This is a genomic window from Leifsonia williamsii (assembly GCF_030433685.1).
Taxonomy (GTDB): Bacteria; Actinomycetota; Actinomycetes; order Actinomycetales; family Microbacteriaceae; genus Leifsonia; species Leifsonia williamsii.
In genome coordinates, this window is sequence record NZ_JAROCF010000001.1 from 3,081,904 (window position 1) to 3,093,848 (window position 11,945).

Genomic DNA, 11,945 nt, shown 5'->3' on the forward strand with positions numbered 1-11,945 from the left:
ACAGGAATACCGGTTGTCAGGGGCGGTCCCGTACGCTGTGACGCATGGGCAAGCTCGTTTACGGCGGGACCACGGAGATCGGCTTCGACGACCGTGTCCTGGCGCACCTCCAGATCGTCATCGGCCTCAAGCTCCGCCGCAAGGAGGGGTTCTTCTTCTCCTGGCGCGACGAGCAGAGCGTGGGCGACGGCCGCAGCGCCATCTGGATCGACGCCGCCGTGCCGCTGCTGTTCCGCTACAGCGGCGGACGCCCTCCCCGCATCAACCGGGAGTGGCTGGAGCAGCTGACGCTCTCGTCGAACAGCGCGCAGGGGCTCCAGCTCACCGAGGAGATCGGCGCGATCGGCGCCGACGAGGTGCAGGCGGACACGCCGCCCGGGCGCTGACGCCCCCTGAACGTCGAAGAACCCCGCGCTCCCGAAAGCGCGGGGTTCTTCTGGTCTGTACCGCTCGTGGCGTACCGCTCGTGGTGTCAGCGGAGGTACTCGAGCAGCTCCGGGCAGCGCAGGCGCTTGAGGCTGCGGGTCTCGAGCTGGCGGACGCGCTCGCGGGTGATGCCGTAGACCTCGCCCACCTCGTCGAGGGTCATCGGCTTCTGGCCGTCGAGGCCGAAGCGCATCCGGATCACCTTGGCGTCGCGCGGGGGCAGCTCGCGCAGGCGGTCCTCGAGGTCGCGGTGGCGGAACTCCACCTCGACGGTCTCGGAGGGGCCGGGGGCGTCGCCGTCCTCGATCAGGTCGCCGAGCTCGGCGCCCTCGTTCTCGCCGACCGGCACGGCCAGCGACACGGTCTCGGAGTCGCTCATCTGGAGCTTGTGCACCTCCGCCGGCTCGAGGTTGGCCGCCTCCGCCATCTCCTCGAGGGTGGGCGTGCGGCCGAGCTCTCCGCCCAGGTCGCGGCGGATGCGGTCCAGCTTGTCGATCTTCTCGACGGTGTGGACGGGGATGCGGATGAGCCGCGCGGTGTCGGCGATGCCGCGGAGGATCGACTGGCGGATCCACCAGGTGGCGTAGGTGGAGAACTTGTTGCCGGTGCGGTAGTCGAACTTCTCGACCGCGCGCACCAGGCCGAGGTTGCCCTCCTGGATCAGGTCCATCACCGGCAGGCCGCGGCCGGCGTAGCGCTTGGCGATGCTCACCACCAGGCGGAGGTTGGCCTCGATGAAGCGCTCGAACGCGCGCTTGCCGTCGTCGGCGAGGTACTGCAGCTCGCGCTTCTCGCGCGGGGTGAGGCCGGGGCGCTTCGCAAGCCGCTCGCCGGCGAGCACGCCGACCTCGATGCGCTTCGCGAGAGCGACCTCTTCGTCCGCCGTCAGGAGGCGGGTCCGGCCGATCGAGTTGAGGTAGTCCCGTACCGGGTCACTGGTCACTTCGAGCACAGTCATGTTGCATCCCATTCAGCTCGTCTGTCGGTCGATCCACCCTGCCCGGCGTCTCCGCATCAGCAGTGTGGTCGTTAGCCAGAGTAAGCAAGGAGCCCACTGCCCCAACAAGGGGTTGACACGCTAGCCCCGCATGCGCTAGCTGTACATCCCTGCGCTTTTCGCATCGTTTGTCAAGGTCCTCCCGGGGCATTCCGGGCACTCGTACAGTCCTGCTTCGTGAGTGCGCAGACATCCGACTCCCGGGCGGGGTCGCTGAAGACCATCCGGACGACCATACCCGCGCGGCTCGACCGCCTCCCCTGGTCCCGATTCCACTGGCTCGTCGTCCTGGGCCTCGGCACGGTGTGGATCCTCGACGGGCTCGAGGTCACCATCGTCGGCGCGATCGGCAGCCGGCTCACCGAGCCCGACTCCGGCCTGGGCCTGACCACGGCGGAGGTCGGCCTCGCGGCCGCGATCTACGTCGCCGGCGCCTGTACCGGCTCCCTCGTGTTCGGCTATCTGACCGACCGGTTCGGCCGCAAGAAGCTGTTCATCCTGACCCTCGGGCTGTACCTGGTGGCGACCGTGCTGACGGCCTTCTCGTTCAACCCGGTCATGTTCTACATCTTCCGGTTCTTCACCGGCGCGGGCATCGGCGGCGAGTACGCGGCGATCAACTCCGCGATCGACGAGCTGATCCCGGCGCGGCGCCGCGGGCTGGTCGACCTCGCGATCAACGGCTCGTACTGGCTGGGCACCGCGTTCGGCGCGGTCCTGACCGTCTTCCTGCTCAATGAGAACCTGTTCGCGCCCGAGATCGGCTGGCGCATCGCGTTCGGCCTCGGCGCCGTCCTCGGTCTCGTCATCCTCCTGGTGCGCCGCAACGTGCCGGAGTCGCCGCGCTGGATGTTCATCCACGGGCGCGACGAGGAGGCCGAGAAGGAGGTCGCCGAGATCGAGGAGGGCGTCGAGAAGGAGACCGGCACCTCCCTCGACCGCGTCCCCGACGACAAGGGCATCGAGATCCACCAGCGCCGCTCCACCGGCTTCGGCGAGATCGTGCGCGTCGCGGTGACCCAGTACCCGAAGCGCTTCGTGCTCGGCCTGTCGCTGTTTATCGGCCAGGCGTTCCTGTACAACGCCGTGTTCTTCACCTACTCGCTCGTGCTGACGAAGCTGCTCGGCGTGCCGGACGACGTCGCGCCCTGGGCGCTGGTGCCGATCGCGATCGGAAACTTCCTGGGGCCGTTCCTGCTGGGGCACCTGTTCGACACCGTCGGCCGCCGGTTCATGATCACGCTGTCGTACGTCGGCTCGGGCGTGCTGCTCGTCGGCACGGCGATCATGTTCGACGCGGGCCTGCTCGACGCCTTCTGGCTGACCGCGTGCTGGATGGTCGTGTTCTTCTTCGCCTCGGCCGGCGCCAGCGCCGCGTACCTCACGGTGAGCGAGATCTTCCCGATGGAGACCAGGGCAATGGCGATCGCATTCTTCTACGCGGTCGGCACCGGCATCGGCGGCATCATCGGCCCGATCCTGTTCGGCAAGCTGATCGAGGGTGGCATCCACGACGTCGTCATCGGCTACTACATCGGCGCCGGCCTGATGATCGCCGCGGGCCTGGTGGAGCTGTTCCTCGGTGTGGATGCGGAGGGCAAGTCGCTGGAGGAGATCGCCTCCCCGCTCTCCGCTCAGACCCCCGCGCAGAAGCCGGCCGCGAAGGCCTGACGAGGCCGCAGAGGGGTCCCGACACGCCGCGCCAGCACCGGGCGCACGGCGAGTCGGGACCCCTCTGCGTGTGTTCAGTCGGCGTGGAGCAGTTCCAGAAGGGCGGGCTCCGGGGTCCGCCCTCCTGACACGTCGATGACCTCGCCCTGGCGGTAGCGGTCGAAGATGCGCGGATCGATGTAGCTGTTGCGCGCGATCGCCGGGGTGTTGCCGAGCGCGGCCGCCGCCTCGTTGACCGCCGCGCTGATGCGCTTCTTGCGCTGCGAGTCCGAACCTCCGGGCCCCAGCTCGGCGAGCGCCTTCGCCGCGGTGATGGTGCCGTGCAGGGTGCGGAAGTCCTTCGCGGTGAACTCGCCGCGCGTCTGCCGCCGGATGTACTCGTTGAGCGACGCCGGGCGGATGGTGTGCCAGGTGCCGTCCTTCCACGACAGCAGGCGCGACCGCTGCCCGCGCAGCGCGACGATCGAGGCCAGCAGCTCGGCGAGGTCGGCATCCGTGATCGTGCTCGCCCACTTCTGCGCCGACTTCGCCGGGAAGGTGAGGGTGATGTCGTCGCCGTCGATGCGCACGTGCCGGCACAGCAGCGTGGTGAGCCCGCGGCTCCCGTTGGCGTGCAGGTACTCCTCGCTGCCGATGCGGATGCTGCCGAGGTCGATGATCCGGAAGGCGGCCGCGAGGATCCGGTCGCGGCCGAACCCCTCCTCCCGCAGATCCATCGTCACCTTGCGGCGCGCCGACGGGAGCGTCTCGGCCAGCAGTGCGGCGCGCTCGAACTTGACCCGGTCCTGATGCAGCCGCCAGGTGTCGTGGTAGCGGTACTGGCGGCGGCCGGCCTGGTCGGTGCCGACCGCCTGGATGTGGCCGCGCGCATCCGGCGAGATCCACACGTCCTCCCAGGCGGGAGGGAGCACGAGCGAGCGGATGCGCTCCAGCTCGCGCTCGTCGACGATCCTGTTGCCGGCCTCGTCCTCGTAGACGGGCCCGGAGTCGGTCATGCGCCGGTGGTAGCCCGGCCCGGACGGGTTGCTCCGCTTCAGCCGCGGGCTCACGCGGGCTTCTTCGCCGTCTTCTTCGCCGGCGCCTTCCGCGTGGTGGTGGACTTCGCGGTCGTCTTCGAGGACGACGTGGAGGAGGTGGATTTCGAGGCGGTGGACTTCGACGCCGTCTTGCGCGCCGGCTTCTCGTCGTCCTCCTCCGCACCCCCGGAGGACCGCGACGACCGGCTGCGCTCGACGCTGCGCTGCAGCGCCTCCATCAGGTCGATGACCTCGCCGCCGCCCTTCTTGCCGCCCTCGGCCTCCTCGCCGAAGGTCTCGGCGGTGTCGACGCTCTCGCCCTGCTCGAGCTTCGCGTCGATCAGCTTGCGCAGCTCCTCCTGGTACTCGTCGCTGAACTTCTCGGGCTCGAAGTCGCCGGCGAAGCTCTCCATCAGCGCCGCAGACAGCTTGAGCTCGCGCTCGGTGATCCGCGGGGAGGAGTCGAGGGCCGGGAAGTCCGCCTCCCGGATCTCGTCGTGCCAGAGCAGCGTCTGCAGCACCAGGACGTTGCCGCGCACACGCAGAGCGCCGAGCCGCGTCTTCTGCCGCAGCGCGAAGTTGACGATCGCCGTGCGGTCCTCGTCCTCCAGCGTCTTGCGCAGCAGCGCGTACGCCTTGAGCGACTTGGAGTCGGGCTCGAGGTAGTAGCTGCGGTCGAACATCAGCGGGTCGAGCTGCTCGTTGGGCACGAACTCCACCACGTCGATCTCGCGGCTGCGCTCCGCCGGCAGGGAGGCGATGTCCTCTGCCGTCAGGATGACCGTCTTGTCGCCGTCGTCGTACGCCTTCACGATGTGCTCGTACGGCACGATCTTCCCGTCGATCTCGCACCGCCGCTGATAGCGGATGCGCCCGCCGTCGGCGTCGTGCACCTGGTGCAGCGGAACGTCGTGGTCTTCGGTCGCGCTGTAGACCTTCACCGGCACGTTGACCAGTCCGAAGGTGATGGCGCCCGTCCAAATGGCCCTCATGCCGTACATGGTGTCCGTGCACGGCCCGGTTTTCAAGCCTGACCGGGCCGGGAGGGCGCCGCCGTCCGCTGCGGGCGTACGGTGTGGCCATGGCTGCCCAGGACTCCGCCACCCCCACGAGCACCCGACGAGCAGGCGCCGAGGAGGTGCGCGTCGACGGCCACCGGATCGCGCTGACCAACCTCGACAAGGTCATGTACCCCGAGACCGGCACCACCAAGGGCGACGTGATCGACTACTACAGCGCCATCGCCGATGTCATGCTCCCGCACGTGCGCGACCGCATCGCGACGCGCAAGCGCTGGGTCGACGGCGTCGGGACGCCGGAGCATCCCGGCCAGGTCTTCTTCCAGAAGAACCTCGACCAGCGCTCGACGCCGAGCTGGGTGCGGCAGCGGGAGTTCGCCCACAAGAACAGCGTCAACTCCTACCCGCTCGTCAACGACAGGGCGACGCTGATCTGGCTCGCGCAGACGGCCTCCCTCGAGCTCCACGTGCCGCAGTGGCGGGTCGGACGGAGGCCCGGCTTCCGCAACCCCGACCGATTCGTCATCGACCTCGACCCCGGCGAGGGCGTCACCCTCGCCGAGTGCGCCGAGGTCGCCCGGCTCGCGAAGGCGATCCTGAGCGACATGGGCCTGTCGCCGGTGCCCGTCACCAGCGGCTCCAAAGGGATCCATCTCTACGCGGGCCTCGACGGCTCGCAGACCGGCGAGCAGGTCGCCGCAGTCGCCCATGAATTGGCGCGGGCGTTGGAGGCCGACCATCCCGACCTCGTCGTCAGCGACATGAAGAAAGCGCTGCGGGCGGGCAAGGTCCTCATCGACTGGAGCCAGAACAACCCGGCCAAGACGACCGTCGCCCCCTACTCACTGCGCGGCCGGTTCCGGCCGACCGTCGCGGTGCCGCGCACCTGGCGCGAGCTCGCGGCGAAGGACCTCCGCCACCTGGAGTTCGACGAGGTGCTGCAGCGCATGAAGCGGCGCGCCGACCCGCTCGCCGGGCTGGCGGCGGGCCGGCTGGACGAGGAGGAGCTGCCGGCGCCGGCCGAGGAGCCGCCTCGCGGGCGGTCACGCGAGCGGATGGAGGCCGCCGCCTCCGCGTCCTCGTCGGCGGCCCCGTCTGCGCCGGTCTCCCCCATGCTCGCCACCCTCGGCTCGGCGGCCGACATCTCCGACGAGTCCGAGTGGGCGTTCGAGATGAAGTGGGACGGCATCCGCGCGGTCGCCGAGGTGCGCGACGGCGGCCTCCGCCTCACCACCCGCAACGGCAACGACGTCACCGTCACCTACCCCGAGCTCGACGGGCTGGTCGCCCTCGCCGACGGGCACGACCTCGTGCTCGACGGAGAGGTCGTCACGCTGGACCCGTCCGGCCGCCCCGACTTCGGCCTCCTGCAGACCAGGATGGGCCTCACGCGCCCCGCCGACGTGAAGTCTGCGCTCACCCGGGCGCCGGCGCACTACATGGTGTTCGACATCCTGGAGCTCGACGGCGCCGACCTGCGCAGACGCACCTACGACGAGCGGCGGGAGACGCTGCTCGCCACCCTCACGCCGCCGGCGGACGACCCGATCCAGGTCCCGCCCGCGTTCGACGGCGACCTCGCCCATGCCGTCTCCTCCAGCGCCCGGCTCGGGCTCGAGGGCGTGATGGCGAAGCAGCGCGACAGCACCTACGCGACCGGCCGCCGCTCCCGCGCCTGGATCAAGATCAAGCACCACAAGACCCAGGAGGTCGTGATCGGCGGCTGGACGCCCGGCACCGGCCGCCGCGCCGGCGGGATCGGCGCCCTGCTGCTCGGCCTCCCCGACGGCGAGGGCCTGCGCTACGTCGGCAAGGTGGGCACCGGCTTCACCGACGCGGTGCTGGACGACCTGGCCGCGCTGCTCGGCGGCATCGAGACGGACGACAGCCCCCTGCGCGACGTGCCACGCCCGGACGCCAAGGCGGCCCACTGGGTGGAGCCGAGACTCGTCGGCGAGGTCGAATTCGCCGAGTGGACGAGCACCGACCGGCTGCGGCAGCCCAGCTGGCGCGGGCTGCGGCCGGACAAGGCGGTGCAGCAGGTGGTGCGGGAGGGGTAGCCGGCCCCGTCACTCCGCCGACCCCCTCACTCCCCCGGCGAATACACCCGCAGCGCCCCCGGCAGCACGCGCAGCCGCAACCGCTTCGGGTCGCCCGGGGTGTGCGTCGACGCCTCGCCGTCGTGGGCGTAGCCGGGGTCGTCGCCGGCGGCGGCGATCGTGAGGTCGTCGGTGGTGTACTGGTCGATCGCGGGCGGCCCCTGGAGGACGGGGAGGCGGGCGACCAGGGCGTCCGCCGTGCCGCCCAGGGCGAGGGCGACAGCGCCGCGGGTGCGCGGGGTGCCGTCGGCGAAGAGGACGCGGACGTCGAGGAGGCCGTCGTCGAGCCTCCTGCGCTCGATCGGGGCGACCGTGACCGGGTAGTAGCGGTCGACGCCGACGAAGACCGACCACACGCGGCGGCGGCGGCCGTCGAGCTCCACGTCGAGCGGAGTGCCCCTGCGGACCACCCGGATCGCCGCGACGAGGGCGGCGAGCGGCTTGCCGAGGCGCTTCTCGTGGCGTTCGCGCTCGGCGACGAAGGCGGGGTAGATGCCGACGGAGGCCGTGTTCAGCACGGTCTTCGGCTCGCCGCCGGCGAAGGCGAGCTCCGCCACGTCCACCTCGCGCCCGGTGCCGGCCGAGAGCGCGGCGAGGGCGACGTCGACGGTGTCGAGCAGCGCGGCCTTCGCGAAGTGGTTGAAGGTGCCGCCCGGGAGCACCAGCAGCGGCAGATCCGCGCGCCGGGCCTGGTGCGCCACGGCGGCGACCGTACCATCGCCGCCGGAGACGCCGAGGATGCGAGGAGGGTCGTCGGAGGCCGTGCGCGCGTCGATCAGGGCCGCCAGGTCGTCGGCCTCCTGCAGCACGTGCATCTGCGCGCGCGGCAGCCGGTCGCGCAGCAGCTCGACCGCGTCGGGGCGGCCCAGGCCGGCGCCCGAGGAGCGGTTCACCACGACGAACAGGCCGTCGCCGTCGGTTGAGGCGGGAAGGTCGATCGTGCGGGCCGTCGGCGGCTCGCGGCGCGCCTCCGTGAGCGCCTTGCCGACCGGCAGCGCTGCCCGCAGGGCGAGTGCGGCGCCGGCGCCGATGGCGGCTCCGCCGACGACGTCCGACAACCAGTGCGCGCCCGTGTGCAGCCGCGAGTAGCCGACGCCCGCCGCCAGCGGGGCGAGCGCGGCGCCCGCGAGCGGAGCCTCCAACGCCACCCCGGTCGCGAACGCCGCAGCGCTGGCGGTGTGGCCGGACGGGAACGAGGGCGAGGTGGGCGAGCGCTGCAGCCGGCGCGAGACCGGGATGGAGGTGAGCGCGGGCCGGTCGCCTCCCACCAGCCGCTTGCCGACGACGTTGGCGACGAGGCTGGCGATCCCCAGCGACGCGAGGCCGCGGAAGGCCGCCCGCGGCTTGCCGAGCAGCATGAGCACCCCCGCGGCGGCGAACCACAGCTTGCCGTGGTTCGCGGCGCGCGTCAGCAGCGTCCAGAAGGTGTCGGAGGCCCGGCCGGTCGTCCGCGCGTTGATGCGGGCTGCGACCGCCTCGTCGGCCCGCTTGATGCGGGCCGGGATCGGGATGCGGCGGGACGGACGACCGGAGGCTGCCATGCCCGCCAGCGTACGCCCGGGCGTGCGCCCGGTCGCCCGGACTCCCGCCCGGCCCATCCGCCGCCCAGCCGTCGGCCCGACCCGCCACGGCGCCGGTTTGCCGCGGTGCGCGGCGACGGCGGTAGGATCGTCAGCGTGAGCAGCACGCACGTCACCGCCCCCCGCCCCGCATCCGCCGACGACGAGGCCGTCGCCGGCGACGAGAACGGCTCGCTGGTCCGCAGCCTGAGCGCCACCCTCCCCGGGCCGCTCGGCAAGGCGATCGCGACCGTTGTCGTGCTGGTCTCCCTCGTCTTCTTCGTGTGGAGCCTCGTCGCCACGTGGAGCGGCAACGAGCACTCGGCCCTGCCGCTGTTCCAGGTGACCGTGGCGGGCACGATCGTGTCGCTGAACGCGCTGTACGCCTACCGCACCTTCAGCTACGTCATCACGCTGATCGGCGCGGTGCTCTGGCTCTGGGTCTCCGTCACGCCGTTCGCCCCGTTCTGGCAGGTGCTGCTGCAGGGGGTCACGTTCACGATCATGGTGGCGGGCGTCGTCTACTCGGCCGCGGCCGTGCAGCTGAGCAAGAAGCCGCGGTTCTGACCCCGGAGCCCGCTCAGCCCGAGCAGGAGACCCGCCCGGGCGTCGCGACTCCCGACGACACCACCCTCGCCCGCCGCCGGCACTTCGTCGACCTCACCCCGCTGAAGCACTCCCCCGCCTTCGCGCGGCTGTGGCTCGGCGGCGCCATCTCGGGCATCGGCGGGCAGATGACCGTCGTCGCCGTCGGCCTCCACATCTACGACCTCACCGGCTCCACCCTCGCGGTCTCGCTCGTCGCCCTGTTCGCGCTCGGGCCGATGATCGTGTTCGGCCTCTACGGCGGGGTGCTGGCGGACGCGTTCGACCGGAGGCTGGTCGCACTCGTGACCGCGGTCGTGGCCTGGGCCTCCACCGCCGGCATCGCCCTGCTCGCCTGGCTCGACGTGCCCGTCGTCTGGCCGCTGTACGTGCTCACGACGGTGAACGCCGTCGCCACCGTGATGATCGGCGCGACCCGGCAGGCGATCACACCGCGACTGATCCCCGACCGGCTGCTGCCGGCGGCGAGCGCGCTGGGCGGCATCTCGATGGGCGTCATGGTCACCGTCGGCCCCGCGCTGGCGGGCGTGCTGGTCGCGACCGTCGGCATCCCGTGGACGTACACGGTTGATGTGATCCTGTTCACCGCCGCGTTCCTCGGCATCTTCACGCTGCCGCCGATCGTGCCGGAGGGCGAGCGGCAGGGAGCGGGCTTCGCGTCGGTGCTGCAGGGGCTGCGCTTCCTGCGCACGGCGCCGAACCTCCGCATGACGTTCGTGCTCGACATCATCGCGATGACGTTCGGCCAGCCGCGGGCGCTCTTCCCGGCGGTCGGTGCGGTGCTGATCGGCGGCGGGCCGGTGACGGTCGGCATCCTCACCGCGGCGGGTGCGGTCGGCACGCTGCTGTCGAGCGTGTTCTCGGGGAGGCTCGGACACGTCCGCTGGCAGGGGCGCGCGGTCGAGCGGGCGATCGTCGTCTACGGCGCGAGCATCCTCGGCTTCGGGATCGTGCTCGCCGTCGTCGCGTTCGCCGGGCTCACCGGTGGACCTGACTCGATCGCCGAGGCGAACCTGCCCGCGCTCATCGTCGCGACCGTGCTGCTGGCGGCCTCGGGCGCCGCGGACAACGTCAGCTCGATCTTCCGCATGACGATCCTGCAGGCCTCGGCGCCGGACGTCATGCGCGGGAGGCTGCAGGGCGTCTTCACGGTCGTGGTCACCGGCGGACCGCGGCTCGGCGACCTCTACATCGGCGTGCTCGCGCTCACCGGGGCGCTCTGGTTCCCGCCGCTGCTCGGCGGGCTCGTGATCGTGGTGCTGGTCGCGACGATCGTGCGGGTGCAGGGCGCGTTCCGGCGCTACGACGCGCTGGCGCCGACGCCGTAGCGGCTGCGGCGGTGGCCCCGGCTGAGGCTGAGGCTGAGGTGGCGGTCGCGGTGCTCAGCGCGGGCGCACGCGCCGCGCCAGGCGCGGGTAGTCGACCACGAGGCCGTCCTCGTCGACGGTGAGGTCGGCCATGAAGTCGCGCGTCTCGCTGCGGTAGCGCACCACTCCCCTCCCCGAGGCGCGGTCGAGCGGCGCCGCCGAGCTGTACAGCTGGCCGCTCGGGAGTACCGCCAGCGAGGGCAGGTCGATCCAGGCCATCAGGAGGCGCGTCTCCGGCAGCACGTCGTCCAGCGCCCCGAGCCGCAGGATCGGCATGGTGTTCGTCACCGGGCAGAGCGCGAGATCGCAGTCGTCCGCGCCGGCGAGCGCCGCGGGGTCGGCAATGCCGGGCACGGCCATCCGCTCGCCGTGGAAAGTGTCGTCGCCGCGCGCCTCCGCCTCCGCCTCCCACCGGCCGTCGGCGTGGCGCACGAGTTCGAGCACGCGCGTGAAGCCGCGGCCGCGCACCGTCACGTCGAGTCTCTCGGTCACCCAGCCCGCACCCGTCTGCAGCGTCCACGCCGTGACGTAGTCGGTGGTGCGGGAGGTGCCGAGCGCGTCGAGCCGATCGGGCGCCAGCGTGACGGTGGCCGCCTCCAGCCGCTCCGGGTCCTCGTCGCCGACCCACTCCACGTGCCGTACCGCTCCGCGCACGGCGATCACCTCCGCTCGAGGACACCCTTCACGTAGGACGCCTGCCCGGCATGCTGCAGGTCGTCCGAGATGACGCTGACGAGGCGCACGCCCAGGGTGACCGGCGGGTCCCACGAGCGGTCGACCACGCGTCCGAGGTCGTCGTCGCCGAGCGTCTCCAGGTAGGCGACCGTGCGGTCGTGCACGGCCTGGTGATACCCGATGAGGTCCTCGGCGCGCGCCGATCCGAGTGCCGCCACCTCGTCCGAGCTGTGCCCGTACCCGGTGTCGGCATCGGAGAAGGGGAGGCCGAAGCGCGCCGACCAGCCGTCCTCCGTCCACGCCTGTTCGCGGCCCGCGACCTCGGAAACGTGGTCGTCCTGCACCCGGGTGAGGTGCCACACGAGCCACGCGATCGAGTTGGCGTCCGGGTCGATGCGCGCGCCGAGCGTGTCGGCGTCCAGGCCGCGCACGGTGCTGCGCACGATGTCTGCGATCCTCCCGAAGGCGTCGGTCAAGAGCTCGGTGCTGACGGTCACGTGTCCTCCTCGT

The 11,945-nt window shown here is 71.7% G+C and carries 11 protein-coding genes; 5 read left to right on the top strand and 6 right to left on the bottom strand.

All coding sequences use genetic code 11. The features are described from left to right. Positions 1-44 precede the first annotated feature (44 nt). Positions 45-386, top strand: a complete 342-nt coding sequence (locus tag P5G50_RS14540) for a DUF7882 family protein (protein WP_301208140.1) — start codon at positions 45-47, stop codon at positions 384-386. An 86-nt stretch (positions 387-472) separates the two neighbouring features. On the opposite strand, the gene P5G50_RS14545 is transcribed toward P5G50_RS14540, so the two are convergent. After that, a complete protein-coding gene (locus P5G50_RS14545) occupies positions 473-1,384 on the bottom strand; it encodes a sigma-70 family RNA polymerase sigma factor (protein ID WP_301208139.1) in 912 nt (303 codons plus the stop codon). Between the two features lie 273 nt (positions 1,385-1,657). On the opposite strand from P5G50_RS14545, the gene P5G50_RS14550 reads away from it, so the two are divergent. Then, positions 1,658-3,094, top strand: a complete 1,437-nt coding sequence (locus P5G50_RS14550; RefSeq protein ID WP_301209357.1) for an MFS transporter — start codon at positions 1,658-1,660, stop codon at positions 3,092-3,094. A 74-nt stretch (positions 3,095-3,168) separates the two neighbouring features. On the opposite strand, the gene P5G50_RS14555 is transcribed toward P5G50_RS14550, so the two are convergent. Together P5G50_RS14555 and ku are read right to left on the bottom strand one after the other, a co-directional pair. Next, positions 3,169-4,089 carry a DNA topoisomerase IB gene (locus P5G50_RS14555; protein WP_301208138.1) on the bottom strand — a complete coding sequence of 307 codons (921 nt, stop codon included), beginning with the start codon at positions 4,087-4,089 and terminating at the stop codon, positions 3,169-3,171. A gap of 50 nt (positions 4,090-4,139) precedes the next feature. After that, positions 4,140-5,102 (bottom strand): non-homologous end joining protein Ku, encoded by a 963-nt coding sequence (gene ku / locus P5G50_RS14560; protein ID WP_301208137.1) that lies wholly within the window; start codon positions 5,100-5,102, stop codon positions 4,140-4,142. An 89-nt stretch (positions 5,103-5,191) separates the two neighbouring features. Here ku and ligD point away from each other — a divergent pair, with 89 nt between their 5' ends. Further along, positions 5,192-7,189: a non-homologous end-joining DNA ligase gene (ligD, locus tag P5G50_RS14565; RefSeq protein ID WP_301208136.1), complete on the top strand. Its 1,998-nt coding sequence runs from the start codon at positions 5,192-5,194 to the stop codon at positions 7,187-7,189. A 26-nt stretch (positions 7,190-7,215) separates the two neighbouring features. On the opposite strand, the gene P5G50_RS14570 is transcribed toward ligD, so the two are convergent. Beyond that, positions 7,216-8,769, bottom strand: a complete 1,554-nt coding sequence (locus P5G50_RS14570; RefSeq protein WP_301208135.1) for a bifunctional phosphatase PAP2/diacylglycerol kinase family protein — start codon at positions 8,767-8,769, stop codon at positions 7,216-7,218. A 135-nt stretch (positions 8,770-8,904) separates the two neighbouring features. On the opposite strand from P5G50_RS14570, the gene P5G50_RS14575 reads away from it, so the two are divergent. Then, positions 8,905-9,354 (top strand): hypothetical protein, encoded by a 450-nt coding sequence (locus P5G50_RS14575; RefSeq protein WP_301208134.1) that lies wholly within the window; start codon positions 8,905-8,907, stop codon positions 9,352-9,354. After that, positions 9,351-10,721 (top strand): MFS transporter, encoded by a 1,371-nt coding sequence (locus P5G50_RS14580; protein WP_435870924.1) that lies wholly within the window; start codon positions 9,351-9,353, stop codon positions 10,719-10,721. Before P5G50_RS14575 ends, P5G50_RS14580 begins: the two co-directional genes overlap by 4 nt. Positions 10,722-10,775: 54 nt before the next feature. Here P5G50_RS14580 and P5G50_RS14585 read toward each other — a convergent pair whose 3' ends face one another. Next, positions 10,776-11,414 (bottom strand): putative glycolipid-binding domain-containing protein, encoded by a 639-nt coding sequence (locus tag P5G50_RS14585; RefSeq protein ID WP_301208133.1) that lies wholly within the window; start codon positions 11,412-11,414, stop codon positions 10,776-10,778. Between the two features lie 5 nt (positions 11,415-11,419). After that, entirely contained in the window at positions 11,420-11,932 is a 513-nt protein-coding gene (locus P5G50_RS14590; protein ID WP_301208132.1) for a mycothiol transferase, read from the bottom strand. Between the last annotated feature and the right edge of the window lie 13 nt (positions 11,933-11,945).